Source organism: Kingella sp. (in: b-proteobacteria) (genome assembly GCF_030527935.1).
GTDB lineage: Bacteria > Pseudomonadota > Gammaproteobacteria > Burkholderiales > Neisseriaceae > Kingella_B.
In genome coordinates, this window is sequence record NZ_JAUMZV010000009.1 from 40,711 (window position 1) to 67,662 (window position 26,952).

The following is a 26,952-nucleotide window of genomic DNA, read 5'->3' on the forward strand; positions in this document are numbered from 1 at the left end:
CAGAAATCGTTAAATCAGCGTTTTCAGGCTGTCGTTAAAGCATCGGCAAGCTGCTGCGCTTCGTTGAATTGAATCGTACCTTCATAGATGGCGCGTCCTGTAATCGCGCCTGCGATGCCTTCGTGCTGCACCGCGCAAAGGGCGCGCACATCGTCCAAATTGGTTAAGCCGCCCGATGCGATGATGGGGATGTTTACCGCGCGGGCGAGATGGATGGTGGCTTCAATGTTTACGCCGTTCATCATGCCGTCTCTGCCGATGTCGGTGTAGATAATGCTGTTTACGCCGTCGTGTTCAAACTGTTGGCTCAAATCGGCAACATGGTGTTCGGTTACGACTGCCCAGCCGTCAATGGCAACCATGCCGTCTTTGGCATCCAGCCCCACGATGATGTGTCCTGCAAATTCGCGGCAGGCTTCGCGCACAAACTGGGGATTTTTAACGGCTGCTGTGCCGATGATGACATCGGTTAAGCCGAGATTTAGGTATTTTTCTATGGTGGCTAAATCGCGGATGCCGCCGCCCAGTTGCACGGGAATATGCGCGGACACGGCGGCGAGAATTTCGGCGATGGCGGGGAAATTTTTGGGCTCGCCTGCAAATGCGCCGTTTAAATCCACCAAATGCAAACGGCGCGCACCTTGTTCTAGCCAGTGCTGCGCCATTTGGGCGGGGCTGTCTGAAAAGATGGTGGCTTGTTCCATTAAGCCTTGTTTTAGGCGGACGCATTGCCCGTCTTTTAGGTCTATTGCAGGGATAAGTTGCATGGTTTGGGTTAAGCTATGTAATTTATTTGTTCATTTTAGCAAATTTACATAGTTGAGTGTTAAGTGTTTATGGGTTTAGGGTTGCCAGTGTAGGAAATTTTGCAACAGTTGCAAGCCTGCGGCGTGGCTTTTTTCGCTGTGGAACTGGGTGGCGAACACGTTGTCTTTGCCAACGATGCAGGAAAAGGGTTGCGGGTATGCGCTGGTGGCTAGGGTGATTTCGGACTGCACGGGGGCGAAGTAATAGCTGTGGACAAAATAAAAGCGTTCATCCTGCGGGATGTGGGCAAACAGGGGATGCGCTTGGGTTTGGTGGACGTTGTTCCAGCCCATGTGCGGGACTTTGAGACGGTTGCCTTGGGGGTCGGTTTGGTGGGCATCAAAGCGTTTTACGCAGCCTGAAAACCAACCTAATCCTTGGGTGTCGCCTTCTTCGCTGTGTTCAAACAAAAGCTGTGCGCCCACGCAGATGCCGAAAAAGGGTTTGTTTTTCAGCGCGTCGCGGATGGCTTCGGCTAGACCGCTTTGGTTTAACGCCGCCATGCAGTCGGGCATTGCGCCTTGCCCGGGGAAGATGACGCGGTCGGCGGCGTAGATGTCTTGGGCGCGGGATGTGAGCTGGATTTGGGTATCAACGCCTGCGCGCTCTGCGGCGGCGTGAACGGATTTTTGCACGGAGTGGAGATTGCCCATGCCGTAGTCGATGATGATGGTTTTCATGTGGGTGTCTTTGCTGATGGGATGTGTTTTCAGGCTGCCTTTTTGGGGGGGTGCGAATAGGCAGCCTGAAAACCGAGTGGAGCGGCGATGGTTTGTCGCCAAGTGGTTGGTTAAGCGGGTGCGTGTGGTTTGCCAAAGTGTTGGCGAGCCGCTGATGTTTCGTTTTCAGGCTGCCTTTGGGGGATATAAATGGGCAGCCTGAAAACAGTATAGCAACAAGCGTTTGGGTAGGATATGTGGCTTTGCCACGCATCGTTTAGCTATGTTCAATGAAATGGTGCGTGGCAAAGCCATACACCCTACTGATACTGATAAGGCAGCCTGAAAACAAAATAGCATTTTCAGGCTGCCTTATGGGTTTAGCTGTCGCGCAGTTCACGGCGCAAGATTTTGCCCACGTTGGATTTGGGCAGTTCGTCGCGGAACTCAATATCGCGCGGCACTTTGTAGCCTGTGAGCTGGGTGCGGCAGTAGGCGATGAGTTCATCGGCGGTTAGGCTGCTGTCTTTTTTTACGACAAACAGCTTTAACGCTTCGCCTGTTTTGTCGCTTTTCACGCCCACGCAAGCGGCTTCCAGCACTTTGGGATGGGCGGCCACAATGTCTTCAATCTCGTTGGGGTAAACGTTAAAGCCTGACACCACAATCAGGTCTTTTTTTCTGTCCACGATTTTCAACCAGCCGTTGTCGTTCATCACGGCGATGTCGCCTGTTTCCAGCCAGCCGTTGGGGTCTATGGCTTTGTCGGTTTCTTCGGGGCGATTCCAGTAGCCACGCATCACTTGCGGGCCGCGTATCCAAAGCTCGCCTGCTTCGCCGATGGGCACTTCGCCGCCGTGTCCATCGCGCAGTTGGATGTCGGTGCTGGGCAGCGGCAAGCCGATGCCGCCTGTGTATTCGGTAACGTTGAGTGGGTTCACGCACACACCGGGGCTGGCTTCGGTTAAGCCGTAGGCATCCACAATGGGGATGTGCACAAGGTTAAACCATTGTTCGGCAACGGATTGTTGTGTTGCCATGCCGCCACCGAGGGCGAGTTTCCATGTGGTGAAGTTGATGGTTTTAAATTCGGGCTGGTTCATTAAGCCGCGATACAGCGTGTTAAGCCCGATGAATACGGTTACGGGGTGCTGTTTCAACTCTTTGATAAAGCCGTCTAAATCGCGCGGGTTGGCGATGAGTATGCTTTTTGCGCCTGCTTTGAAAAACAGCAGCAGGTTCACGGTGAGCGCGAAGATGTGATAAAGGGGCAGGGCAGCGATGGCCACTTCTTTGCCTTCCACCAGCTTGGCTTTTATCCATTCGCTGGCTTGCATCATGTTGGCGCAAATGTTGCCGTGCGTGAGCATCGCGCCTTTGGCAACGCCTGTTGTGCCGCCTGTGTATTGCAAAAAAGCAAGGTCGTCGCGGGTAAGCGCAACGGGCTTAAAGGGCTGTGCTGCGCCTTGCTTTAAGGCAGCCTGAAACGTGGTTGTGCCTGCTAATTGATAGCTGGGCACGGCTTTTTTGATGTGGCGCAGCACAAAATTCATCAACGCGCCTTTAAACGTACCAAACATTTCGCCCACGCTGGCGATGATGATGTTTTTGATTTGCGTGCGTGGCAGCACCAGTTCCAGCGTGTTGGCAAAGTTTTCCAGCACGATGATGGTGCTTGCGCCGCTGTCGTTAAGCTGGTGTTCTAGCTCGCGCGGGGTGTAAAGCGGATTGGTGTTCACCACCACCATGCCTGCTTTCAGGATGCCGAACACGGCGATGGGGTATTGCAGCAAATTGGGCATCATCACCACCACGCGCTCGCCGCGCGGCAGTTTCAGCACGTTTTGCAAATAGGATGCGAAATGGTCGGATAGCTCGCCGATTTGTTGATAGGTCAGCTCTTTGCCCATGCTGTGAAAGGCGGTTTGGCTGCCAAATTTGGCAATGCTTTGCTGCACCACGTCTATCATTGATGTGTAGTGCGTGGGGTCTATTTCGGCGTGTACGCCTGCTTCGTAGCTTTTGAGCCAGATTTTTTCCATGTTGGGTGTCCTTGGGGTGGGGTTATGGGGCGGGTTGCAAATTGGGGCGCACCAGATTAAAGGTGGCTTGGGTGAGCAAGGTGGTAAACGATTGCGGGTTAAAGCCGCTGCCTTTATATAGTCGTTTCACACAGTCTTAGACAAGGTGGCGAGCCGCAGATAGTACAAGTAGTACAGCAAGGCGAGCCAACGCAGTATAAGGCTGTGTGGAACGACTATACAAAACAGTATAGCGTTCCGCTGCTTCTACCCATTCAAACGGCGCGATGTGAAAGCCGTTGCGCAGATAAAAATCCAAACGCTTTTGGCGTTGCAGGGCATCGGCAGCGTTGGTATCGGGCGTGCGGATGTCTAACACGATGGTATCGCTGGGATATTGCCGTTCCAGTTCGGCGATGATGCGCGAGCCATAGCCTTGCGAACGACATTGCGCATCAATGGCGAAATACAGCACATACAGCAATCCTTCGCCATGAATTAAGTAAACCAAGCCAATGGGCTGGTGATGGCTGTTCACAATGGCATCAAAGCGGATGGCGGGGCGCAGCGAGAAAAGCCGTAGCCCCCAAAAAGGAAAACGGTCTTCTGCGGGAAAGGCTTGTTGATAAAGCTGCTGGGCGTATTGGCGCAGATGCGGCTGTTTTAATAGGGCGATGGGGATGAATTGTATGGGGTTAAGCTGGATAAGGCAGCCTGAAAATGAGTAACAGGCTTTTTAGGCTGCCTATTTCGCAATAACTATTTCACAATAATGGGTTTATCGGTTTCGCTGATGATGCCGCCGCCTAGGCAGATGTCGCCATCGTATAGCACGGCGGATTGGCCAGGGGTAACCGCCCATTGCGGCGCGTCAAAAATCAGCTCGGCGGTGTCGTCATCCAAATAGCGCAGTTCGCACGGGGCATCTGCCATGCGGTAGCGGGTTTTGCAGGTGTAACGTCCTGCGGCAGGCTTGGTGGGCAGCGTCCACGATAGCTGGTTCATTTTCAGGCTGCCTGAATAGAGCAGGGGGTCGTCATGCCCTTGCACAACGATTAACTCGTTGCGGGCGATGTTTTTGCCTGCCACAAACCACGGCTCGCCCGCGCCGCCGATGCCCAAGCCTTTGCGCTGCCCGATGGTGTAAAAGGTTAAGCCGATGTGTTCGCCCACGGTTTTGCCATCGGGCGTTACCATGTTGCCGTTGTGGGTGGGCAGGTATTTTTGTAGAAATTCGCGGAAAGGTCGCTCGCCAATAAAGCAAATGCCTGTGCTGTCTTTTTTGGCGGCAGTAGGCAGCCTGGAATCGCGGGCAAGGCGGCGCACTTCGGTTTTTTCCATGCCGCCTAGCGGGAATAGGGCGCGTTCAAGCTGAAAGGGCTGCAAGCGGTAGAGAAAATAGCTTTGGTCTTTGCTGCCGTCTGCTCCTTTGAGCAGATAATGCACGCCATCGCGCACGTTTTTGCAGGCGTAATGCCCTGTGGCGATGGCTTCTGCGCCTTGCGCGATGGCGTGGTCTAAAAAGCATTTGAATTTGATTTCGGCGTTGCACAGCACATCGGGATTGGGCGTTCTGCCCGTTTCGTATTCTTGCAAAAAATAGGCGAACACTTTGTCTTTATACTGCGCGGCAAAGTTCACAATATCAATGTCTATGCCGATGATGTCGGCGACCGCCATCGCGTCAAGCGAGTCTTCTTTGATGCTGCAATATTGGTCGGTGTTGTCGTCTTCCCAGTTTTGCATGAAGATGCCGCGCACGTTGTGTCCCTGTTGGTGCAACAGCGCGGCGGTTACGGAGCTGTCCACGCCGCCTGATAAGCCGACAATGATGTTTTGGGGTTGCATGATGGGTGTCCTTATGATGCGTGTATTTTAGCATGATGAAGCGGTTTTCAGGCTGCCTACTCTGGCGCGAATAGGCAGCCTGAAAATGGGCAAAATTGTAGGTTGGGCATTTATGCCCGACAAACACCACCTATATATCTTAATCGCCACAACAAACGTCGGGCATAAATGCCCGACCTACATGGCTAACCATCCAAAGCCAAAGACAACCTGAAAACGAAAAAAGCGAGTTTCAGGCTACCTAATCTGCTTACTTAATCATCGTCCCCACGCGGCTCATCTCGCCCGTGTTCAACCAAATCATAAACGCCTTGCCCACAATCAACTTATCGTCCACAAAGCCCCAATAGCGGCTGTCTGCGCTGTTGTCGCGGTTGTCGCCCATCGCAAAATATTTGCCTGCGGGCACGGTGCATTTAAAACCGCTGCCGTCTTCCGCGTATTCGCAATTTTGCTGCAAGCCGCTGTCAAAGCCCGTTTGAGCAAACAGCGATTGGTAGTGGTTCCATGTTGGCGCATCCACCGATGGCGCACCGTCCACTTTCAACACATCAAACGTCTTGTTTTCAAAGCTGGATTGAAACCGCTCGGCTTGGCGGGCGATGCTGCCGTTGCTATCATCGGGATAGGTGTAGCTGCCCTGCAAAACATCCACGCTGGCTTTGCCGTTTACAGTCAAAATTTTGTCTTTATATTCAACCGTATCGCCGCCCACCGCCACAATGCGCTTGATGTAATTATTTTGCGGCTCAACAGGATAGTTAAACACCACCACATCGCCGCGCTGGATGCTGCCCGTGGGAATTGCCACCGTGTTTAGCACAGGCACGCGAATGCCGTAGCTAAACTTGTTCACCAAAATAAAATCGCCTTTCACCAGCCCCGAACGCATGGAGCTAGACGGAATTTGAAACGGCTCAACAATAAACGTGCGCACCACAAACACCACAGCGATAATGGGGAAAAAACCCGCCATATAATCACGCAAATGGTTGTTATCAGGCTTAGTTTTGTCTTTATGGCTCAATTTTTGCCACAGCCAAATCACGCCTGTAAACGCGGTAAACAACAGCAGCACGGCGGTAAAACTCCACGCCAAGCCTGTGGACAGAATGCCAAACACGCCTATCATCATCAAAAGATAGCCCCACTGCAAAGTGTTGCTCCATTCGCCTGATGCTAGGCGTTTTTTGTTGCCCGATGCCAGCATGGCTGCGCCGATAATAAACAGCGCGATTGCGCCGTATAGGATAAAGTTGGTGTTCACGGATGGGGGTTCCTTATGTTGTGGGTGGTTGGATGGGGTGGTTTAGGCAGCCTGAAAATAGGGTTGGTGTGGTTTTCAGGCTGCCTGAAAGGGGAAGCGTAGGGTGGGTGTTATTGCCCACCGTGTTTGGTAACGCGCTGCGTGATTATGGTGGGCAACGAGTTGCCCACCCTACGGTTACTGTGTTTCTACACATTCCCGTAAACAGCCATCCAAAGCCACAGTAAAACGGTGGGAATCAGAATGACCTTCCAAGAATTGTCGCGTTTTCCGCTTAGGGTTTTTACAAAAAACACCAGTGAAAAAATAGCGGCAAGAATTGTCCAAAAAATAACAACCATGCCGACCATCTGCATGATTTGCGACATGGGTTTGCTCGTCCGTGCCAAAGTATTCAAGCCGACAACGGCAAGCCATGTGCCGATTAATATGCCGATATTTTGGGTTTTTTCTGTTGCGGTGAGATTGTTGTTCATGGTGGTTTCCTTGTGATGTAGGTGGGGGCAATGAATGATTTTCAGGCAGCCTGAAACCCTATTTTTCCCCAATCTCCAAAATCGCCAAAAACGCGCTTTGCGGTATCTCCACATTGCCCACCTGTTTCATGCGCTTCTTGCCTGCTTTTTGTTTTTCCAGCAGTTTTTTCTTGCGGGTAATATCGCCGCCGTAGCATTTGGCGAGCACGTTTTTGCGCAGGGCTTTAACGTTTTCGCGGGCGATAATCTGCCCGCCGATGGCAGCCTGCACGGCAATGTCAAACATTTGGCGCGGGATAAGCTCGCGCATTTTGCTGGCGAGTTCGCGCCCGCGCTGCACGGCGGTTTGGCGGTGTACAATCAGGCTGAGCGCGTCCACTTTGTCGCCGTTCACCATAATGTCCAGTTTCACAAGGTCGGACGGCATAAATTCTTTAAATTCATAGTCTAAAGAAGCGTAGCCGCGCGAGGTGGATTTGAGTTTGTCGAAAAAGTCCATCACCACTTCGTTCATCGGCAAGTCGTAGGTCAGCATCACCTGCCGCCCCATGTACTGCATATTGCGCTGCACGCCGCGTTTTTGGTTGCACAGCGTCATCACGTTGCCGACATAATCCTGCGGCACGAGGATGGTCGCGGTGATAATCGGCTCCATAATCGTGTCGATGGTGGCGATGTCGGGCAGTTTGGACGGGTTTTCCACGTCGATTTTTTCGCCATTTTTCAGAATCACTTCATAAACGACGGTCGGCGCGGTGGTAATCAAATCCATATCGAACTCGCGCTCCAGGCGTTCCTGCACGATTTCCAAGTGCAGCAAACCCAAGAAGCCGCAGCGGAAGCCGAAGCCCAATGCCTGCGACACTTCCGGCTCGAATTTTAGCGAAGCATCGTTGAGTTGCAGTTTTTCCAGCGCGTCGCGCAGGGCTTCGTAATCGTGGCTTTCCACGGGATACAGGCCGGCGAATACTTGGCTTTGCACTTCTTTGAAGCCGGGCAGAGGCTCGGAAGCGGGATTGGCGGCCAAAGTAACCGTGTCGCCCACTTTGGCCTGCCCCAGCTCTTTCACGCCGGTGATGAGGAAGCCCACTTCGCCTGCTTTAAGCTCTTGTTTGTTTACCGATTTCGGGGTGAACACGCCGAGCTGTTCCACTTGGCTTTCGGCCTTGGTGGACATGAAGCGCACTTTGTCTTTCAGTTTCAGGCTGCCGTTTTTCACGCGGATGAGCATCACCACGCCGACGTAGTTGTCAAACCACGAATCAATAATCACGGCTTGCAGCGGCGCGGCGGCATCGCCTTGCGGCGCGGGGATTTTGGCGACGATTTCTTCCAGCACGTCTTCCACGCCCAGCCCCGATTTGGCGGAGCAGGTAACCGCGCCCACCGCGTCGATGCCGATGATGTCTTCGATTTCCTGCGCCACGCGGTCGGGGTCGGCGGCGGGCAGGTCGATTTTGTTCAGCACGGGCACGACTTCCACGCCCAAATCAATCGCGGTGTAGCAGTTGGCCACGGTTTGCGCTTCCACGCCCTGCGATGCGTCCACCACCAACAGCGCGCCTTCGCAGGCGGACAGACTGCGCGACACTTCGTAAGAGAAATCGACGTGTCCCGGGGTGTCAATCAGGTTCAGCAGGTAGGTTTCGCCGTTTTTGGCTTTGTAGTTCAGCGCGGCGGTTTGCGCCTTAATCGTGATGCCGCGCTCTTTTTCGATGTCCATGCTGTCCAAAACCTGCGAACTCATTTCGCGGTTTTCCAAGCCGCCGCAGTGTTGGATGAAGCGGTCGGCGAGTGTGGATTTGCCGTGGTCGATGTGGGCGATGATGGAGAAGTTGCGGATGTTGTTCATGTTCATTTTGGGTGGGGGAATATTATTAGGAGTTAATGGCGGCTTGAATGGTGGTAAACGGCGTTTCAGGCTGCCTGAAAGGGGTAAGCAAAGCGCGGCATTTTAACAGAAAATGATTAGGCAGCCTGAAAGGTTTATGGGGGCTGCCTTGGGCTGGCAAAGTTTACGTTGCGCCAAATAGGTTTTCAGGCTGCATCAGGCAAAAGATTTGCAGCAGAGTAGCCAACCCGCCCCGCCGAAAATGCTAAAATCCGCCCCCTTTTGATTGTGAATAGGCAGCCTGAAAATGCAAAACCCCCGCCCCAAGCGCACGCTATCCATTGCGCCGATGCTAGATTGTGTAGATAGTAGATATTTCTAAAATAAAAACAATGAATTAATATTCAAGTAAGGAATAGTGGTGCAAATATGGTTCAATTAAAATAATCGTTCAATTTATGCAAATTGTTGCGTGATTATGCCAATATTTGCCTAAATTTGAGTAATTTCCAGCGTGTAAAAAATGCAGGCAAATGCCTTAATTTCAAAAGCGTTGAGCATATTTTTAGGCTGCATAAATTTTGCAAATTTTTTTGGTATCGCAGGCGCGGAGGGCAGCGCGACCAGCAGGGGGGTAGTCCCATCCCATAAAATTCCAAACCGCCCCCCCCCGCTCCCCGCGTCTCCTTTCTCCGCATCTGCTTAAAATTTAAGCAACGTCCCTCCTTATTCTCGCCGCCCCCGCGCTCAAACAAAGGCAGCCTGGTCCCAAAAAAACTTTGGTTTCAGGCTGCCTAAACTATTGACAAATTATTACAGAATACCTATAATACAACCATTGAGATTAAGGACTACCCAAAAGAAAACCCCGCATGGTGCGAGGTTAGGTTTAGAGAAAGGAGGTATCCATGATTAAGTTCTTAATCCTAGCGATTTTGTTACTTCTCAGCTCCCCAGCATGGTAACGTAGCAAAATCAGATTGATTAACCAACATGGCGCGGACTAAGGAGACCGTGCCCCTTTCAATAACCGTAAATCTATCATAAAGGATAACCCAATGGCAAATTCAAATACCGAACACAGCAAAAAGCTGCGCCGTGCAACAGCCAACAAATTCTATCAAGAAAAAATTAAAACTGGCGAATATGCCCAAATGACCGTCAAAGGCAAAGCCGATGACATGGCAATCATCCGCGCCGCCATTGAGCAAGTAGGCGGCACCAACATCCAAGCTCTCAAACAAATTTGCGCCGAATGGTTGGCAGTGCAGCAAAAATAACATTCAGGCTGCCACCATCCAAGGCAGCCTTTATTCATTTACCCGCTTCCATTCAAACAACGCCTGCTCCGCTTGGCTATCCAAATAAGCTGCCACGTCTGAAACATTAACCAAATAAGGCGACTTACGCGAATTTTTGTCCGCCCGAAAAACAGGAAACGGCAACGACTGGCAGCTCGCTTTCTTTCTCATCTCATTCTCGCTCAAATGCGGCAACCATTGACGGCGCACCTCTTCCAAAGGGATGCACGTTGATTGATAGCGCATCGTCAAAACAAAAGCAGTATTCAAATTAGGCTCCATCACAACACCTCACACTAAATTCAATAATCCTGTTCAATTTCTGCCAACAAATCAGCAGCTTCCGCTAACACGCTATACGCACTATCGTAGTGTTTAGGCTCAGGAAAACGGCGCAATTTGCCAGGGCAAAGCTCAGAAGCCTTAACCCTATTTTCAGGCTGCCTGAAACGCGGCTGCATCGCATCAGCCAAATCATCCAGCAACGCCACATAATCATGCACCACCCCACGATAAACTTCATGCTCTCGTTGCGCCCATGCTTCATCAACCGCGCGAACGACCAACATCTCTCGCGTTTCAGGCGAAATCACAGGCTCTTGTCGCGTTTGCCACAACGCCTGCTCGATTAACGCCATCTCCTGATTTTTAACAAATGGGTCAAGCTCCATATCGCGAGCCAACACGCTCAACTGTCGTTTCAGCTCATCGCGGTAATCCCCGCCCAAAGCCGAAATATCCACCGCATCTTTACGTTTCTTAACACAATCAACCCCCATCGGCTCAACCTGCAAATTCGTAGAGTTATTGACACAAGTCCAAGGGGCGGCTGTGCCGCCATTTTTAAACCCAACCACCCATTCATGAATCCGAGAAATCCTAATTTCCCCCGATGCCACATCCACCACCCCGCGCGTGAATTTGCCCACAGGTTCGCCATAGCGGTTAGTCAAATCAATCTGCGCCTCTTCTTTGTACAACGCAATCGGCAGCGCATCACGGAAAACAAACGCCCCGCCCATCAAATGCACAAACTTGCCCCAATCCCCCTTATCCGCAGCCAACGCCGCCCGAACAATCACATTATCCGCATCCCCATCTGTCATGCCATCACGGCGCAGCTCGCGCCAAATGCCCACAGGCGCACCGCCAATTTGTTGAAACTGGCGAATGCCCCAAAGCGCAGCCCAAGCATCTACCCGTTCCGCAGTAACCACCACGCTTCCCCCGTCTGCTGATTCCCAGTCTTCGCCCACGCCATCGCCCGCGTTGTTTTTCCCATCAATATTTTTGGCGATATATTTTGCAATATAGCCCGCTGCTGTCCCCTTATTCCAATCAATCGCCTTAAACAGCACCCGCGCCCGCACTTTCGCGTCCCCAAACACACGCCAATCAGCCTGCTCCCAAAACGTCCCTTCCACTTTCAAGCCATTCAAAATCGTAGCCAATGATTGCACTTTATCCCCTTTCAACCGCTGTTTAGCCTGCAACGTCCGCGCAAATTCCTTAGCTTCTTTTTGCGTTTCACAATAAACCAAACCCAACTCTTCACGGTTTTCGCGGCAAGCATAACGCGCCACAATTCGCCGAAAAGTATCCACATGGCAAGGCTCCATAAAAAACAGCCCATGCCAATGCGGACACCCATCATGATGCGGCTCAGCCACGCGAAAACCATAAATACCAATCTCCGCCCGCTTTAAGGCAGCCTGAATTTTCGCCCACACCTTTTGCAAATAAGCCGCCGCATCACGCGGCGAACTCCCATCATATTTATCATTCACATCCCCCGAAATATGATGCGCGCGATGAAACCTGCTCGGGCAAGTTAGCGTCAAAAACTCCCCCGCATGGTTCAAATCCCGCGCAATCGCTTCAAATCCAGCAATCCGCGTCATCAACTCAGCACGGCGCACCGCAGGGTTTGCATTAGATTTCTCCACCAATTCCGCCAGCAAAAACTCTTCCCCCAGCTCATTAACCATGCTCAACGCTTGCAACAAAGCCGAATTGCGCAGCTTTTGCGCACGTCTATCCCGCACCGCGCGGTTAGAACAAAAAAGCTGCCCCCGCTTGTTTACCAAATTAAACCCCGCGCGGCGCACATGCTCGCGTGAACGGCGAATCAACTTCCCCAACTGCCGATTCCAAAAAGCCCCATCCTGCAACCGCCCCAAAATCCCCACTTCACTTTTCCCATCAAACACCACATCCCAATCCAGACCCAACGCCACCGCCCGTTTGCGCAAATAAGCCCAATCCCAACCAAACTGATAAATCCCCGAACGAAACAAATCTCCAGTTTGTTTTGCAAAATCGCGAATCTCCTCATCCGTCGCTTCCACATCTAAAGGCAAAGCATCGGCACAAGCAAAAAAAGGCGCAACCCACGACCGCAACGCATTATCGGCTTTCTCAACATCATAAAACTGGCGTTGCCAAAGTGGAGAATCATCCCAACGCTTGGGCTTCACATTCGCCAAAGCCAACCACTTTTTCGTGGCCAACTCCCGCAAATCCGCAGGCAACCTCGCAATAATGCTCTCACTCTTGCCCACCACCGCCGTTAAAGGCGCACCAAAATCACTCATAACCAACACCCAAAAATCAAAACCTAATCTTCCAACACCACCCCCGCCATCACATCCTGCGCCCACGCTTTCTGATAAGCCGCTTCCACTTCCCTAGACCGCCTATCTTCCGCCCATTGCCGCCACGCTCCCTTATCCCACTTCGCTTTATCCCCAATGCGATATGCCACCGCATCCGCCACCTTTCCCGCGCCACTCGCATCGTCCAATGGCAACCACCACCCCAATCCCAATGCACCCAACACAAAAAACACACCCTTAACCCAATTCATAATTTCCCTGCTCCTCAACAGGCAACGCTCGCGTGTAATTCCGCATCTCGTTTAAAGCATGGCGCAGCAAGTCATCATTGCCATCCAACTTTGCCGCCCGCGCCGTCTCCCGCCATTCATCCGCCATAAAACGATAAAAATCCAATTTCCAATCAGCCATCAACACACCCCTAGCCGCTGCACACCATCCAACCGCTCCAACTCTTCCAGAATCCCTTTAATAAACTCAGCCGTCTCCTCATCCCCCAACAAAAACGCCGCCGCTCGCACACCCTCCAACTTATGAAACAACGCCGTCGCCTCTACTTCAAAACCACCATAGCTCACAAGATTCAAAATCTTATCGCGCTGCTTACTAGCATACCTTTGCAGGCTGCCGTTTGGTTCGCTTCCCAAGCTCATCTCTAATCCTTTCCGATTGCAAAACACGTTCAATAAAATCCCGATTCACCCTAGGCTGCGCAGGCTCAACCCCTAAACGCCGCGCCGCCGTTTTTGCCGCCCGAATCAACACATCAATCCGCATCAAATAATCCGTCAGCTCATAAAAATAAAGCTGGGGCAAGCGCAGTTCATGGCTGTTTTTAATCGCATTCATCTGCGCCAATACCTTAACCACCACCGCGCACAATTCTTGCAGCAACACCAAATCGTTTGCTTGGTCAAAACTCAACAACAACCGCTCCAACACCCCATCATCAATCGGCTCGTCAGGGTCATTCGCCACCCGCCGCATAGACAACAACGGCACATCCACCGCAGGTTTCTCCGCCATTTTTCGCGCCAATATCCCCCGCATATTCGCCAACGCCGCTCGTGAAACCGCCGTATGCTTATCCACCACACCACTCATCGCCATCATCAACACCTTTCACTAAATATCAACGCTCATCGCGCCGCGTTCCCTTGCCATCTTGATGCTTGCCCAAATCACCAATCCCCACCCCCGAGATGCCCACCAATTCCCGCCCCGTCAGCGAGTCATAAATCACATAAATTCCACGCTGATGTCCATAAGCCAAATCATCCTGAAACACCGAAACCCGCTTCACTTGAAACCGCGTACTCGTTTCCACTTCCAAATTGCTCCCCAAGCTAAACACCCGCTGGTCGGCTTCATTATTCAAATCCACCGCCCGATGCTCCCCGCAGCCCCCCAGCCACAACACCCAACCCAACAACCCCAAAAAAGCCCAAAAACGCATCACACACCTCCAAAAACTAAAATAACCTATCATCCGATTCCGCCCGCTCAAAATACTCAGCTTCCACCTCAGGCGGTAACACATTCAATGTGTTATGCCGCGAAGGTGGCGACAGCGTCCGAATAATCTCCAATGTCGCCACCCCCGTCCACCCGCAGCGCATGTTTTGGCACTGCACCCGAAATTCCCGCGTGCGCGGGCTAATGCTATGGCTGCTCTCAATCAAACACCGCGTCCCACAATTCGGGCACACCACCACCGCCCGAAAATTCCCCGTTGTCCCCTTATTCCGATTTTTCAAAGCCATCAGAATCCCCAAACACACGTTCCGTCAAAACCGCAATGCCCAACACTTCACGCACCGAAGCATAAGCCGCCCGAAAAATTGCTTCACACTCATCCCGCGACACCCGCCCATCATCCGTAACCACTCGCCATTGCTGCGACAACGCCCCCAGCTTCTCCACCGCCCGAACAAAACACACCAAAATATCTTCCCCCGCCAAAGCCGCCGCATCCAATTCAGGCACAGGCACAAACACACCCCCCGACTGCATCGCCACCGCTTCCGCAAAATCGCAACGCTCCGTCATCTTCTGCAACAACATCGCCTGCTCAATGCTAATCTGCTGCCCCTTAACCTCATACAATCTATTCTCCAAAGCCGCCAGCGAAAGCCCCAACATCACCGCACTCGTCGCATAACCCCCATTAGGCGACTTCGCCATCTCCCGCAAAGCATGGTTAATCAAATTTCCATTCATAACAAAATCACTCCCATCTTGGTTTTTTCCATTCACCACATCCATTAAGATGCCACCCCAAGCCGCTCACGCGCCTTGCTCACCGCCGCATCCCTAATAAAGCCGCTAATGGTCGCCCCATCCAATTTTGCCGCTTCACGCACCAAATCCATGTCCTCATGCGCAATCCAAACCTGCGCCAAATACGAACGCGCCAAACGCCGCTCATGCCGCGCCTTGCAATAAGTGCCCTTGCTTTTTTCACTATCCATGTGTAATATTCCTGCCTTGTAATATTCGTTTGTTTAGAATTACTTTTGCTATGCCCCAAGATATTGAAAACCTAACGCTCAATAACCAAATAAACAATATCGCGCTATCTGCTGCGCTCGCCGTGCTAAATAAATACCCCGACGGCTTATCAGCCTATCGTGGTTATCTACTAGCCATTTCCGAGAAAGCATTAGCCAAAGGCGATATGCAAACCCACCATTTACTCACACTCGCGCTCAACGATGCCGATGATGCGATTGCCCTTTTGCAATCAACTGCGCCAAAGTAAGCCCCTTGCCTAATTCATAGATTAAGCAGAGTGTTTGTAAAAATAATTCGTTGTGTGCATTAGGCAACGAGTTTTCTCTCATATAACCGCCTTTCGTTAAGTTAATGTTAAGTAATGTTTCTTTTGATGGAGTGAATATTACACTTAATGTTAGCTATTACGCAAGCGTTATAGGGTATTTTTTGTTAGGTATTTAGCTAGCTTTTTGTTTTTTATTTGGATTTATTTTGTCTGCCGCAACCCAAGATGATGCTCCCATCCTAGAACGTGCCAAACAAGCCTTATCGGCTAAGTCCGATTATGAGCTATCCAAGCAGCTAGGCGTCTCAACGTCAGCGATGAGCGGTTACCGAAAACGCCAATCGCTGCCGATGGAGCAGTGCGTCAAAATTGCCGAGCGTACAGGCGTTTCTCTAGACTGGCTGATACTCGGTAAAGGCAACCCACAAGCCCAGCAACAGCTCCATAGTGCCGTGCAAGACTACGACGATAATGATGCCGTATGGGTGCCGCTTTATGATGTCTATGCCAGCGCAGGCGGCGGAGCGGATGTGTGGGACGAAGAAATTGATCAATACATCCCTTTTTCTCGCTTGTGGCTCAACCAACAAAATCTCCACAGCAAAAGCCTATCTTGCGTCAAAGTGCGTGGCGACAGCATGGAGCCCACGCTCAACAACGGCGATGTCATTCTTGTTAACACCGAGCGGCAAGTGGGCGATGGCGTGTTTGTGGTGCGCATCGGCAACCTTTTGCGCGTCAAACGCCTGCAAACCCTGCTCAATGGCAGCCTGAAAATCAGCAGCGACAACCCCATCTACGAGCCCGAAATCCTGCACCCCAAAGAAGTAGACAGCGATTTCGCCATCATCGGCGCGTGCCATTCCAAAATCGCCCGCGTTGCCTAACCATTTTTTCGGCAGCCTGTTTGTTTTCAGGCTGCCTTTATTGATTTCACGACACCATGGATGCAACCGCCCAGCTCCAGCAATATTCCGATATTGCCGTTATTTTCGTTCTGCTCTACACCATCATTTCAGTTGTGGCATTATCGGTTTATTTTGTCAAAAAAAGTAAACTGCATCTCATCTGGACGCTCACACTAGGCAGCCTATTGGCATTTGTCGCAGGGTTTTTACTAGTTGATTTATTCAACACAGGCTGGCTAGGCGCAATCGGCAGCATTCTCCTAACCCTATTAAGCCTATCCATTTGGCTAGATTTGTTTGGCTATTTACCCCGTTCACGCAACCGCACGCTCCAATCTAACACCCAGCTAGAAATAGAACGCCTGCACCGCCTAGGCGCACCACGTTGCCAAGCTGCATCCATCACACCCCGCTTTCCCGCCACACCCCTGCCGCCGCTATCGCCTGCCCAGCGCAAAAAAATAAAAAGACAACAACGCAAATTCACTCCAAGCACGCCACCCACTCGCAACCCTTACGCCCGCAAAGGCACGCAGGTTTCCTTTACCTACACCAACAACAAAGGCATTACCAAATCGCGCCGTGTCCAAATCACCGAAATAGACGACACCTATTTGCATGGCATAGATTTAGACATCCACGAAATGCGCACTTTCACGCGCAGAAAAATCCACAACCGAGAAGTCGTGGATATAAACACAGGCGAAATAATTAAAGTAAAAAATTTGTAGCCACCAATGTTTAGGCAGCCTGAAATCCCATTTTCAGGCTGCCTATTTTGTGCCAGCTCATCCTTCCGCTTCAATCTGCGCTTCAAACTTCACGCTGCTGCTCAGCCCGCTTTGGCTAAATTGGTGGCTCAGTTCCACAATAATCCATTGCTGGTTGTCAATTTCAGGTTTAAAACCCTGCACGCTCACAGGAATTTCAGGAAACAAATCAGGTCGCCCCATCGCCAGCGTCAGGCTAAATTCTGCCACGCCACGCGCCAGCTTTTTAAACGCCGCTGCCGCGCCGCTCCAAGCCGTTGCTTCGCTGGCATAAAGATGGCGCAGGGTTTTGATTTTCAGCCCATCAGTGTTAATTTTGCGATGCACCATCGTGGTTTTGCTGGTGGTCTTGCTGCGCACCACCTTGCCTGTTTTCTTATCCTTGCGCGGGCGTTTATATACATGCGTCTTGCGGGTCGTGCGCTTCTCAGGCTTCAAGTTCGTTTTATCCACTACCACTTCCATCCGCTTGCCTGTTTTCTTGTCCGTGTAATAAGCCCGCACCGCCGTGTAAGCATTGGCGGCGTTGTAGCCAAATCTATGTTGGTCGCCAAGCTGGCGCGTGATGTTTAGGGTCGGTATCTTGATTCCGCTGGTGGTCAAACTCTCGCCCATCGGCGCAAAAATCAGCTTGCCTTGTTTCACCGTCGCAATCGCATCATGCTGCTCCGCTAAGCGCGTTAAAAAACTCGCATCGCTTTCTTGTGTTTGGTCAATATGCTCAATCTTGATGTTTTTGTATTGCGCCGCAATCGCAGGCTGATATTTGTTTTCCAGCGCAATCGTGTGCGCGATGGCATACAGCGTGGTTTTGTGCCAGCTTTTCTCTTTCTGCTCCATCAGCGTATCGGCAACATCAGCCGAGCGTGCCGTCAAGCTCAGCGTGTCTGGGCTGCCTTGGCAACTGCATTCGGTCAGCGTGTATTCGCCTTTATCAATCAAGCCCGTTTCCACGTAGCCCAATTCCAGCGTCATCTTGCTGCCCGCTTCGGGGATTGCCAATGCCCCATCATAATCATTCAGCTCAATCGTCAATTCATCCGCTTCAAAGCCCCGCTTGTCAATCAAATTCAGGCTAATCAAGCGCGACATGGTTTGCGTGCCAAACACCTGCTCATTCAGCGTCAGCTTTGCTTGTGGGGTCAAATGCTTGCCGTGGGTGTTCGCCGCGCCAAAGGTTTTCCACGTTTCAATCAAGCGTTGCTTCAAATCCATCTCACACCCCGCTCAGCATCCGCACCAAGCCCACCGCCAAGCCCAATGCTTCGCCTTTCAGCCCAAAGCTATGCTCCGAAACCTTTTTCAAAGTCATGCTAAAACTGATGCTGCGCGCCTTGCTGTCATACATCAGCTCGCTGCGGTTCTCACTAATGTTGGTAATCACAAAGCTGCCCATTAACTTGCCCGTGCCCAAAATCAGCGGGTAGGCTTGCCCCGTATCCGCCATTTTGCGCAGCCACTCAATGCTAAAATCTCCGCCCGTAATCTCGGGGCGCAATTCGCATTTCAGCGTTATCTCATCAGGCTCTTTGCCCACAAATTGCGATGGCGCAAAATCCTTGCCCACTATCGCCCCGTGCGGATGCTTCCAAGATTGATTGCGGTCAAGGTTTTGGAAAGGAATAGTTTGCGTGGTAAACACAAACATCCCCAAAACGGCAAGGATAACCATGTTTTTTGTCCTTTATGTGTGTTTTCAGGCTGCCTTTTAATCCACATCCAGCAAGCTGCTGTGGCGACGGCGTTGCGCCGCTTGGCTGATGCGTTCCAATTCGCGGCGCACTGCTGCTGCAATATCTTGCGCGCTTTGTTGCGCTGTCGCTTGGATGTTGATGGTAATGGATTGGTTTACCTGATTTTCAGGCTGCCTATTGCCACCCTGCGCAGGCGCACGCAAAGCCGTGGCTGCCGATGGCGCAGGCATCGCCCCATCAGAAAAATAACGGTTCGCCCGCCGCAGCACCGCGCCTGCCAACCCTGTTTTACGCAGCCGCTCCAACGCCTGCCAGCCGCCAAAGCGGGCAACGTCCGCTTGGTTAAACACCACTTCCCCTTTATGCACCACCCCCGCCACATCATGCACGCCGCCGTGTCCCGTGTAGCCACCGCGCGAAAACCCGACCGCGCTTTTCGCTTTATTCCAAGTGTTGTTGGCTGCCTTGCCCATATCAAAGTTTTGAATTGCCGCCTTGGCTTGTTGAATTTTGCCAATCAAATAATCAAACTTCGCGCCCAACGTGTTAATCAGCGCAATCGGCGCAGACAATGCCGCAATAAAGGGGTTGTCTTTAAACACACCTTTTAGCCAGTTCCAACCCGCCGCCAAGCCCGCTTTCAATCTATCCCAGTTAGCCATCATGGTTAAAATTAAACCAATAGGACCAGTAAACGCCGCGATAAATGGGTTATCCCGCAACACGCCTTTCAGCCAGTTCCAACCCGCTGCAATCCCCGCTTTCACTCTATCCCAGTTCATCCACAGCGCAACAATCAAGCCAACGGCAATCAACGCCCAACCAAAAGGGTTACTCACTAAAAACGTCAAAGCCACCCGCCCAAAAGTCAGCAACGCCGTGCCCACGCTGCCCAGCAAACGCGCAATCATTGGAAACACACCCGCGCCACGGCTCAACACATTAAACACCATCGCCCAACTGGTTTGCATCGCCGCCAACGGCATCATCACCCCCGCCACCACCAGCGAAACCCCCGCAATCGCCACCGTCACAACGCCCGCCGCAGCGGCAATTTTCATAATCGTATTGGCGGTTTTCGGATTTTCCGCTGCCCAAGTGCTGAGCTTTTGGTTCACTTCGCCAATCCATTCCACCACGCTTTTTAATTCAGGCGCAATCGCTTCGCCCATACTGGCGAGAAAGTTGCTAAACGTGCCCGTTGCCGCGTCCCACAAATTGCTCAACGTAGCAAGCTGCTCATTCACGCGCTGGTTCAAGCTCGCCTGCGCTTCCATTTTGGCAGCGAACTCGTTATAGCCTTCCTGCCCTTTGCTTATCATCGTGTTCAACGCTTGCAACGTTTCCGCATCGTCGCCAAAAATGCCTTTCAACACTTTCAGCCGCTGCTCGGTGTTGAGCTTTTGCAGCTTAGCCAGCTCGGTGTACATTTTTTCCATGCCGCCAAACTCGCCTTTGCCATTGGTAAAATCTAAATGGATGCCCGTGCCTTTGGTTGCTTTTGCAATTTTTTTGTTATCCATCGCCAGCGTAAACACTTTGCGCAAGGCGTTTCCCGCACTTTCGCCGCTCAGCCCAGCTTGGTCTAGCATCCCAATCAATGGACCAAACGTTTTAAACGCCGCTTCGCCTTTCATTTTGGTTACATCCAGTGCAGGCGATAGCTTAGAGAACGCGCCCAAAATATTATTATCTTCCACCCCCGCATAGAAAAGTCGCTGCACGCTATCCATCAAACTCAGCATTTCTTTTTCTGTGGAGCGCGTGGCATCTTGCAGTTTGGCAGCCATTTCCGCCGCCGCTTCGGGCGATTTTTTCAGTTGCACCGCCAGCAAAGCTGCCGCTTCGCCTGTGCCACCTAGTATTGTTTCCACCGAAACCCCTTGCCGTATCAGCATGGTCATCAGGTTTTTAAAATCGGCGGTTGTACCAGGTAACTTATCGCCCAAGCGCGTCGCCAAGTCATTAACGGCTTGATACTGCGCCGATACCTTGCCCGTTTTATCCATCATCGCCATGCGTAGCTCGGTGCTGGCATTTTCGGTTTCGGCATAGGCTTTCACAGGGGTCATCAAGGTGCGCCCAATGCCCATCGCCGCCACGCTGGCAACGCCCGATGTAGCCAAGGCGCGTCTGCCGATTTGGCTCATCCGTTGGCTGCGTTCTCGGGCGCGGTCTAGTCGGTTTAATGCTGCGCGTTCGCGCTCCAACGCGCGGGCAGCTTCATCGTGTTCGCGGTTCAAGCGTGCCTGCGACTCGCGCAAGCGCGTGGTGCTGATGCCTTGAGCGCGTAGCTCGTTGCCCAAGTCGTGTGATGATTGTTGCAAGCGTTGGTAGCTTTGCTGGCTTTGCTGCATGCTGCGTTGTAGCCGTGCCCATTCGCGTTGCTGTTCGCGGGTTAGGCTACCTTGCTGGCGTTGAGTTTGCGCCAGCGCATTGATGCGCTGCTGCGTGCTTTGCATTTGCTGGTCAAGCTGGCGCATCGCTTGCCGTTGGTTGATGTATTGTGCAAGATTGTTGCGATTGCGTGCGCTGCGGTCAAACGCCTGTTGCAGCCTGCCCAGCCGTCCGCTCAACCCCGATGCCGCTTGGCGCACGCGGTTCATCGCGCCGCTGGCGCGGTCGCTGGCGTTCATAATAATGCGTAAAACAAGGTTGTTGTCTGCCATAGCGTTCTCAATATTTCAGGCTGCCTTGGGGCTGTTGATATTCAACTTTTGAAGTGGATTTTGCGTCATAAAATGGTAGATGCAAGGCGAAAATGCGAGCCTATGCCGTCCATAGGCGAGTATTTTCAACGCCGCAGATGCCGTTTTAGGGCGCAAAAGCCACCAAAACGTTGATTATCAACAGTCCCTAGTGGTTAATCTTGCGCGCTTTGGTTTGCCATAATGGCGCGATGCGTCCAGCGCAACAGTTCGCGCAGCGTGTATTCACGATAGGGCGCGATGCCGCCGCCAAAAGTGAACGCACATTGTGCAAGGCAGTCATCAATCGCGTTGTAGTATTTCAACTCATCCCGCGCCGCTTCTTCCCAAATATCCTCTTCCTGCTCAATTATTCGGGCGAACTGCTCGGCGCGGATTCTGAGCCCGCAAGGTAGCCAAGTTCGGTCAATGCCGCCGTCATCTCGGCTTTGGCTGCTGGGGGCGCGGAAAAAAAATTTAGCGCGGCGTTGAGTATATCCGCATCGGCAAGGCTTAATTTGCCATATTCCACGCGGGTCAGCGCAGGCGTGCTGATTTTCTGCAACAGCTTTTGCACTTGGTCGGTGTGTTTGATTTTGATTAAATCTTGGCTTAGTCCATCTAAATCTTTGGCGTAAGGTTCGCGCAGTGTGTACTGCGCGCCGTTGGATAAAATAACGGTCAAGTTGCCGTTGGCTTGAATTTGAATGCTTTGCGTCATGGGGTTTCCTTGTTGATTAAAAATAATAGATTAGGGCGGTGCGCACTTTTCAGCCGCCCACCCGCTGCGTGGTTTTATTTTGGCTATAAGCCCAACGCCTTGCGCAAGCCTGTGCGTTCGTCTTTGCCGCCAAAAATAGCCTTGTTGCCCAGTACATCAAATTCAAGGATGGATTGCCCATCCAGCGTTTCTTTCCAGTAAACAAGGGCAATTTTAAATTTATGCTCGCCGCCTTCGTTTTGCTTATCGCTGCCTGGGTCGGCTTCAATAATGCGTCCGCGCGCTTCGCCTTTGAGCTGCTGATAGCCTTCGCCATCCTCTTGCTGCAACGCGCCTTGATAACGAATCAACGTGCCGCCGATGGTGGACGACATAGATTTCAGCAAATCGGCTTCGTAGCCTTTGGCGGTAATTTCCATTTCCAGCTTGTCAAAGCCGTGTACGGTCGTCATTTCAGTCATCACGCCGCCCGGTGTGTAGTCCTCCGTCTTGCGGCTAATTTTCGGGCGGCTGATGTCAATCAATATGCCGTATTTGTCATCGCCGTTGATGAATGCTGTGAAGCCTTTAAGCAGTCGTGGTAGTTGCATAAGGTTTTTTCCTTTGGGCTGAGGCAGCCTGAAAACAGGCAATGCGCGTTTTCAGGCTGCCTTGGGGTTAGATGGTGGTGGCTTTCAGGTTGTTAGCAAAGCTCACAATCTTTTCGGTCAAGTTCACAAAGAATGTGTCAGAAACATATTGCTCTAATATCAAGTTCTCCAATGGTGGCACAGCCGTAAATTCGTAGCCGAACGTGAACTGCCCCGCTTGCACATTGGTTGCTTGGTTTTTGTGGGCATCCACAAACACACGTGCGCCCAGCAGCATGCCCTTGTAAACATACTCGGATAGCTTGGCATTGATGCCCATAATGATGTCTTCCAACAAGCTTGGGTGCATCGGTTTATCCATCGCCCATAAAAACGAACTGGCAATCGTTTCTTGGATAATTTGTGCGCTGCGTACCGTCGATTCAAACGCCAGCATGGGGTCTGCCGAACAAGTGCGGTTGCCCCACACGCGGAAACCATTCTCACGGATAAGCGTGGTTACATCAGCGTTGTTTAGCGTGTTGGCATCGCATTGAGCATCCAGCAAATCAAAGCTGCGCGGCAGTTTAAGCTGGCTCACGCCATTGATTTCCGTGTTGGAAAGCGTTTTGTGCCAACCGATTTGCGTATCCAATTTGGCACGCAAGCCCAAAATGCGGGCAATGGTGGCATCGTCTTCGCCATCGCTGCCGATAAATTGGTTATCAATCAACATAAGTTCGCGCTGCCCAAAATTCTTGCGATACGCCGCCACCGCGCTGATGTCAGGGTTGTTGCCCGCGCTGGCATAAATAAACGCACGGGTCTCTTGGGCAACCCCCACCAGTTCAGCAATCACCGACTGGCTATCCAGCATGGGCACGCCCAAAATTTTAGGCGTGAAGCCTGTAATCGCACGCGCTCGGCGCAGGGCTTTAATGCCTGTGTAGTTGCCATTTGCCGCGCTGCCGATAATATGGTTGCGCTGCTCTTCCGCATCATCCGCATGTGGCACGCGCACCACAATAATCTGCGCATCTGCTTGGTCGCAAATCGCATCCAGCGATTTTGCCAGCGTGCCTTTTTCGCCCGCGCTGGCAAGGGCGCGATAAGCAGATGTGTGAAACACAGGGGTGTTCAGCGGAAACTGGCTAGCATCCGCATCATCAGCGGTGGCAATAATGCCAATAATGCTGCTGGCAATATCGCTGATGGCGCGTGTGCCTTTGGTAAATTCTTTGGTGGTAACGCCATGATGGCGGGCTGCTGTGGTCATAAAAGGCTCTCCTGTTGGCAATAGCAGAATTGTTGGCGATTGCTTATGGCTTGGGTAGCGATTTAGCCATTAAGGGGGCGGTTTAGGTTTTCGCTCAGAAAAAAACGCCCGATGTAGCTGTAACCGCGCGGCGATTTTGTCCTAACTTCGCGTTTTATTTGTCCTATGCTGTAATGACAAAATGAATGCGAAGTTAAGCCCATCGTTAAATAACTAAAAAGGGACGCCAACCGTCCCTTTTTTTGTAAACAGCCGTCGCCTTTTGCATCAAATGACACCACCTTTTACATTTAAATCAGCCTGCAAGCATAGCACTTGCAGGCTATTGTTTTGGCTTAACCTATGCTCAAAAAGCCAGCTTAGCCAAACGTCCAAAACATATTGTCTTCATACACAGTCTGATAATTCAGCCGTGCATTGACCACCACTTTTTGGCAATTTGCCCACGCCTGCCAATTGCCCGTCTTGGTGTGGCAAATGTAATCCACATACGCAGGCAGCTCGCTTTTGGTGCTGCTGAAAAATACGAAAGGCGGCTTAATCTTATCTGCCAGTTTGAGAAACTGCACCATACCGAAATATTGCTCGTTGGCGTATGCGCCTTGTGCAGTGGAGACGTAGGGCGGGTCAAGCAGTAGCAGGGTTTTAGTCTGCCCTGCACATTCGGGCAGCAGCTTGGTAAAGCATTGATGGCGGATTTCCAAGCCGTCTAAGTAGTCTGCTGCTTCGGCATAGGGTGATTTGGCAATGCCGTTCCACCAGATTTTGCTTTTTAAATCTGCCCAGTCTTTGGCTTGTTTGCCGCTGAACAGAAACCAGCTTGCCAGCGTTTGCACGTCCACAAAGCTGTTAAATGTCTCAATCGCTGCAATCAGACGGGCTTTGGTATCATGGTTTAACCGTCTGTCTTTGCCTGCCGTGTCTGTAATAGTAATGCATTTTTGGCGCAGTTTTTCGGTATCGGCAATGTGCTTTAACCGCTCGGCGTAGCCGTCAAAGTCGTTGTAAACCACGCGCACCTCGGGCAGGGTGCGTTTGGCGGTATGTGCCAGCAAGCCGCTGCCGCCGAACACGTCAACAATTGTCCATCCTGCGCCATTGTTGGAGATATGCTGCTGCAATAATGGAACAAAGTGTTTTAGGAAATTGCGCTTTTGCCCGACAAAGGGCAAGGGTGCTTTTTTGTAGGTTTTCATGTGTGCCTTTGAGTATGTGTCTATGTTTTCGGTACTCAAAGGCACTCTGTGTTTAATGGGTTATCAAATGGTGCTTAAACGGGGTTTAATACCTTTCAGGCTGCCTGAAAGCGTTTCAGCGAAACGGTTTAAAACGTCTGAATCAGCTTCTCGGCAATCCAGCGCGCGACCGGCGGGCAGACGGCGTTTCCCGCAGCCCGAGCCTGTGCAGCGTTGGTCTCATCCAGTCCGAGGCAAAGCCCATCATTTGTAGCCGCTCGCGCCCGCTCAACCATCGCACTCCGTCCGTTGCGCACAACGATAAGGTCGCTACCCGCGCGGTCAATCCCTGATGCGCCGATGCCTGCCAGCAAAGTAGTGTGGGGTTCTTGCCGTTCTTGGCCGCGCGTTTGCGCCAGCAGTCCAATTGGTGCGGTGTCAGCCATAAACTCGGCTGGGGGCAATTCTCCCAATCCAGCGACCATGAATACGCGACGGCGTTTTGTGGGGACTCCGAAATATGCAGCATTAAGCACGCGCCATGCGCCCAAATACCCGCATTCGGCAAGGGACTGGATAACTGTTTGAAAGTCTTTGCCATCATTGCTATTGAGCAGCCCCGTAACGTTTTCCAGCACAACCCAGCGGGGTTTAAGGCTATCTACGATGTGCATGGCATCAAAGAACAAGCCTGTGCGCTTGCCTGCCAGCCCGCGCCGCTTGCCTGCAATGGAAACCGTCTTGACAGGGGAAGCCGCCGATAATAACGTCCACTGGCGATAATTCTGGTAAGCACGTTCGCACGTCAATAAACTGCTGGGCGTGCGGGAAACGGTCGGCAAGCACCGCGCGGCAGATGTCGTTGATTTCCACTTGCCAGCGGGTGGCAAAGCCTGCTTGTTCAAAGCCAAGGTCAAATCCGCCGATGCCTGCGAACAGGCTGCCGACTGTGGGCTTTCGTTGGGATTGGGATGGGGTGGGTTGAGATGGTGTGAATTGAGCATCCATAGCTCCCTTTCAAAAACAGACGCTCGCGGGCGTTCGGCAAAAGGCATGCTGTGGATGCTCAAAAAGAAGTTTAGATTTGATATTTCAGGCTGCCTGAAAGTGGTTGAATTGCTTGCAGCGCGTGCATTTCACCGCAAGGCGATAGCTGCCCGCGATTTCGCCCAGCTTGCGGCGGCAAGATTGACAGCGCAGTTCGGTTGATGTGTACTCTTGTTTCTCTTTTGTGTTCATTGTGCAGATTCCTGTTTTTTCGTTTACAATCCGCCCGCTCTCGAGAGCTGCGGCAGCTTATGCAGGACACGTCTGCTTGGGCAAGGGGGCGATGGTGTGTTCCAGCACGCCATCGTTCCTGCCGTATCTTTTTATAACTCCCCCGTTTTTGCGGGGGATTTTTCTATTTTCTTAGGTAGCTTTCAGGCTGCCTAAACCAATCCGCCAAACTTTGCGGGCTGTATCGGTCAGGATATTGCAACCCCAACGCTGCCGCGCACCATTCCGAGCAAAACCACTTTTTCAGGCTGCCTTTGATGCCCAGCA

The 26,952-nt window shown here is 51.8% G+C and carries 35 protein-coding genes; 5 read left to right on the forward strand and 30 right to left on the reverse strand.

Annotation, left to right across the window (positions count from 1 at the left end; translation table 11 throughout):
* Positions 1-23: 23 nt before the first annotated feature.
* Positions 24-767: a 1-(5-phosphoribosyl)-5-[(5-phosphoribosylamino)methylideneamino]imidazole-4-carboxamide isomerase gene (hisA, locus tag Q4A85_RS04365; protein WP_303107951.1), complete on the reverse strand. Its 744-nt coding sequence runs from the start codon at positions 765-767 to the stop codon at positions 24-26.
* 75 nt (positions 768-842) lie between these two features.
* Positions 843-1,487 carry an imidazole glycerol phosphate synthase subunit HisH gene (gene hisH, locus Q4A85_RS04370; RefSeq protein WP_303107952.1) on the reverse strand — a complete coding sequence of 215 codons (645 nt, stop codon included), beginning with the start codon at positions 1,485-1,487 and terminating at the stop codon, positions 843-845.
* Here hisH and Q4A85_RS04375 point away from each other — a divergent pair.
* A complete protein-coding gene (locus Q4A85_RS04375; protein ID WP_303107954.1) occupies positions 1,486-1,689 on the forward strand; it encodes a hypothetical protein in 204 nt (67 codons plus the stop codon). The two genes, hisH and Q4A85_RS04375, sit on opposite strands and share 2 nt — an antisense overlap.
* Positions 1,690-1,846: 157 nt before the next feature.
* Here Q4A85_RS04375 and Q4A85_RS04380 read toward each other — a convergent pair whose 3' ends face one another.
* The 7 genes from Q4A85_RS04380 to Q4A85_RS04410 form a co-directional block, all read right to left on the reverse strand.
* Positions 1,847-3,508 (reverse strand): AMP-binding protein, encoded by a 1,662-nt coding sequence (locus Q4A85_RS04380; protein ID WP_303107955.1) that lies wholly within the window; start codon positions 3,506-3,508, stop codon positions 1,847-1,849.
* Between the two features lie 136 nt (positions 3,509-3,644).
* Positions 3,645-4,193 (reverse strand): GNAT family N-acetyltransferase, encoded by a 549-nt coding sequence (locus Q4A85_RS04385; RefSeq protein ID WP_368500179.1) that lies wholly within the window; start codon positions 4,191-4,193, stop codon positions 3,645-3,647.
* 53 nt (positions 4,194-4,246) lie between these two features.
* The gene (gene mnmA, locus Q4A85_RS04390; RefSeq protein ID WP_303107959.1) at positions 4,247-5,335 is read right to left on the reverse strand and encodes a tRNA 2-thiouridine(34) synthase MnmA; all 1,089 of its coding nucleotides are present in this window, start codon (positions 5,333-5,335) and stop codon (positions 4,247-4,249) included.
* 250 nt (positions 5,336-5,585) lie between these two features.
* A complete protein-coding gene (gene lepB / locus Q4A85_RS04395; RefSeq protein WP_303107960.1) occupies positions 5,586-6,602 on the reverse strand; it encodes a signal peptidase I in 1,017 nt (338 codons plus the stop codon).
* Positions 6,603-6,790: 188 nt separating this feature from the next.
* Complete coding sequence (locus tag Q4A85_RS04400; RefSeq protein WP_303107962.1) at positions 6,791-7,078, reverse strand: hypothetical protein; 288 nt, start codon at positions 7,076-7,078, stop codon at positions 6,791-6,793.
* Between the two features lie 58 nt (positions 7,079-7,136).
* Positions 7,137-8,930: a translation elongation factor 4 gene (gene lepA, locus Q4A85_RS04405; protein ID WP_303107963.1), complete on the reverse strand. Its 1,794-nt coding sequence runs from the start codon at positions 8,928-8,930 to the stop codon at positions 7,137-7,139.
* A 25-nt stretch (positions 8,931-8,955) separates the two neighbouring features.
* Positions 8,956-9,090: a hypothetical protein gene (locus Q4A85_RS04410; RefSeq protein WP_303107964.1), complete on the reverse strand. Its 135-nt coding sequence runs from the start codon at positions 9,088-9,090 to the stop codon at positions 8,956-8,958.
* Between the two features lie 877 nt (positions 9,091-9,967).
* On the opposite strand from Q4A85_RS04410, the gene Q4A85_RS04415 reads away from it, so the two are divergent.
* The gene (locus Q4A85_RS04415; protein ID WP_303107965.1) at positions 9,968-10,189 is read left to right on the forward strand and encodes a hypothetical protein; all 222 of its coding nucleotides are present in this window, start codon (positions 9,968-9,970) and stop codon (positions 10,187-10,189) included.
* Between the two features lie 30 nt (positions 10,190-10,219).
* On the opposite strand, the gene Q4A85_RS04420 is transcribed toward Q4A85_RS04415, so the two are convergent.
* Genes Q4A85_RS04420 through Q4A85_RS04460 form a run of 10 tightly spaced genes read right to left on the reverse strand, consistent with a single transcriptional unit; the run spans position 10,220 to position 15,296 of the window.
* Entirely contained in the window at positions 10,220-10,480 is a 261-nt protein-coding gene (locus Q4A85_RS04420; protein ID WP_303107967.1) for a pyocin activator PrtN family protein, read from the reverse strand.
* A 32-nt stretch (positions 10,481-10,512) separates the two neighbouring features.
* Positions 10,513-12,804 carry a replication endonuclease gene (locus Q4A85_RS04425; RefSeq protein ID WP_303107968.1) on the reverse strand — a complete coding sequence of 764 codons (2,292 nt, stop codon included), beginning with the start codon at positions 12,802-12,804 and terminating at the stop codon, positions 10,513-10,515.
* A 23-nt stretch (positions 12,805-12,827) separates the two neighbouring features.
* Entirely contained in the window at positions 12,828-13,076 is a 249-nt protein-coding gene (locus tag Q4A85_RS04430) for a hypothetical protein (protein WP_303107970.1), read from the reverse strand.
* On the reverse strand, positions 13,063-13,236 hold the full coding sequence (locus Q4A85_RS04435) for a hypothetical protein (RefSeq protein ID WP_303107972.1): 174 nt from the start codon (positions 13,234-13,236) through the stop codon (positions 13,063-13,065). Before Q4A85_RS04435 ends, Q4A85_RS04430 begins: the two co-directional genes overlap by 14 nt.
* On the reverse strand, positions 13,236-13,478 hold the full coding sequence (locus Q4A85_RS04440) for a hypothetical protein (RefSeq protein ID WP_303107974.1): 243 nt from the start codon (positions 13,476-13,478) through the stop codon (positions 13,236-13,238). Before Q4A85_RS04440 ends, Q4A85_RS04435 begins: the two co-directional genes overlap by 1 nt.
* Positions 13,432-13,935, reverse strand: coding sequence for a hypothetical protein (locus Q4A85_RS04445; protein WP_303107976.1), 504 nt, complete (start codon positions 13,933-13,935; stop codon positions 13,432-13,434). The genes Q4A85_RS04440 and Q4A85_RS04445 overlap by 47 nt, the downstream gene beginning before the upstream one ends.
* 22 nt (positions 13,936-13,957) lie before the next feature.
* Positions 13,958-14,281, reverse strand: a complete 324-nt coding sequence (locus Q4A85_RS04450; RefSeq protein WP_303107977.1) for a hypothetical protein — start codon at positions 14,279-14,281, stop codon at positions 13,958-13,960.
* 16 nt (positions 14,282-14,297) lie between these two features.
* Positions 14,298-14,588 (reverse strand): ogr/Delta-like zinc finger family protein, encoded by a 291-nt coding sequence (locus tag Q4A85_RS13220; RefSeq protein ID WP_368500180.1) that lies wholly within the window; start codon positions 14,586-14,588, stop codon positions 14,298-14,300.
* A complete protein-coding gene (locus Q4A85_RS04455) occupies positions 14,566-15,045 on the reverse strand; it encodes a YmfL family putative regulatory protein (RefSeq protein WP_303107978.1) in 480 nt (159 codons plus the stop codon). The genes Q4A85_RS13220 and Q4A85_RS04455 overlap by 23 nt, the downstream gene beginning before the upstream one ends.
* 44 nt (positions 15,046-15,089) lie before the next feature.
* Positions 15,090-15,296 carry a DUF1778 domain-containing protein gene (locus Q4A85_RS04460; protein ID WP_303107981.1) on the reverse strand — a complete coding sequence of 69 codons (207 nt, stop codon included), beginning with the start codon at positions 15,294-15,296 and terminating at the stop codon, positions 15,090-15,092.
* Positions 15,297-15,346: 50 nt separating this feature from the next.
* Between Q4A85_RS04460 and Q4A85_RS04465 the strand changes: the two genes are divergently transcribed.
* From Q4A85_RS04465 to Q4A85_RS04475, 3 genes are all read left to right on the forward strand, one after another.
* A complete protein-coding gene (locus Q4A85_RS04465; protein WP_303107982.1) occupies positions 15,347-15,586 on the forward strand; it encodes a hypothetical protein in 240 nt (79 codons plus the stop codon).
* Between the two features lie 227 nt (positions 15,587-15,813).
* On the forward strand, positions 15,814-16,494 hold the full coding sequence (locus tag Q4A85_RS04470) for a S24 family peptidase (RefSeq protein WP_303107983.1): 681 nt from the start codon (positions 15,814-15,816) through the stop codon (positions 16,492-16,494).
* 56 nt (positions 16,495-16,550) lie between these two features.
* Positions 16,551-17,246, forward strand: coding sequence for a hypothetical protein (locus Q4A85_RS04475; protein WP_303107984.1), 696 nt, complete (start codon positions 16,551-16,553; stop codon positions 17,244-17,246).
* A 57-nt stretch (positions 17,247-17,303) separates the two neighbouring features.
* On the opposite strand, the gene Q4A85_RS04480 is transcribed toward Q4A85_RS04475, so the two are convergent.
* The 11 genes from Q4A85_RS04480 to Q4A85_RS04530 all read right to left on the reverse strand — a co-directional run bounded on the left by Q4A85_RS04480 (position 17,304) and on the right by Q4A85_RS04530 (position 26,646).
* Positions 17,304-18,500: a contractile injection system protein, VgrG/Pvc8 family gene (locus tag Q4A85_RS04480; RefSeq protein WP_303107986.1), complete on the reverse strand. Its 1,197-nt coding sequence runs from the start codon at positions 18,498-18,500 to the stop codon at positions 17,304-17,306.
* Between the two features lies 1 nt (position 18,501).
* Positions 18,502-18,957 (reverse strand): phage tail protein, encoded by a 456-nt coding sequence (locus Q4A85_RS04485; protein WP_303107988.1) that lies wholly within the window; start codon positions 18,955-18,957, stop codon positions 18,502-18,504.
* Between the two features lie 36 nt (positions 18,958-18,993).
* A complete protein-coding gene (locus Q4A85_RS04490; RefSeq protein ID WP_303107990.1) occupies positions 18,994-21,648 on the reverse strand; it encodes a phage tail tape measure protein in 2,655 nt (884 codons plus the stop codon).
* Between the two features lie 194 nt (positions 21,649-21,842).
* Positions 21,843-21,992, reverse strand: a complete 150-nt coding sequence (locus Q4A85_RS04495) for a hypothetical protein (protein ID WP_303107992.1) — start codon at positions 21,990-21,992, stop codon at positions 21,843-21,845.
* 44 nt (positions 21,993-22,036) lie between these two features.
* The gene (locus Q4A85_RS04500) at positions 22,037-22,387 is read right to left on the reverse strand and encodes a hypothetical protein (protein ID WP_303107994.1); all 351 of its coding nucleotides are present in this window, start codon (positions 22,385-22,387) and stop codon (positions 22,037-22,039) included.
* Between the two features lie 83 nt (positions 22,388-22,470).
* Positions 22,471-22,977 (reverse strand): phage major tail tube protein, encoded by a 507-nt coding sequence (locus tag Q4A85_RS04505; RefSeq protein WP_303107996.1) that lies wholly within the window; start codon positions 22,975-22,977, stop codon positions 22,471-22,473.
* A 67-nt stretch (positions 22,978-23,044) separates the two neighbouring features.
* Positions 23,045-24,232: a phage tail sheath subtilisin-like domain-containing protein gene (locus Q4A85_RS04510; RefSeq protein WP_303107998.1), complete on the reverse strand. Its 1,188-nt coding sequence runs from the start codon at positions 24,230-24,232 to the stop codon at positions 23,045-23,047.
* 359 nt (positions 24,233-24,591) lie between these two features.
* A complete protein-coding gene (locus tag Q4A85_RS04515; protein WP_303108000.1) occupies positions 24,592-25,428 on the reverse strand; it encodes a hypothetical protein in 837 nt (278 codons plus the stop codon).
* A gap of 128 nt (positions 25,429-25,556) precedes the next feature.
* The gene (locus Q4A85_RS04520) at positions 25,557-26,096 is read right to left on the reverse strand and encodes a DNA cytosine methyltransferase (RefSeq protein WP_368500178.1); all 540 of its coding nucleotides are present in this window, start codon (positions 26,094-26,096) and stop codon (positions 25,557-25,559) included.
* Positions 26,086-26,415, reverse strand: coding sequence for a DNA cytosine methyltransferase (locus Q4A85_RS04525; RefSeq protein WP_303108002.1), 330 nt, complete (start codon positions 26,413-26,415; stop codon positions 26,086-26,088). The genes Q4A85_RS04520 and Q4A85_RS04525 overlap by 11 nt, the downstream gene beginning before the upstream one ends.
* An 84-nt stretch (positions 26,416-26,499) precedes the next feature.
* Positions 26,500-26,646, reverse strand: coding sequence for a Com family DNA-binding transcriptional regulator (locus Q4A85_RS04530; protein WP_303108003.1), 147 nt, complete (start codon positions 26,644-26,646; stop codon positions 26,500-26,502).
* Positions 26,647-26,952 lie beyond the last annotated feature (306 nt).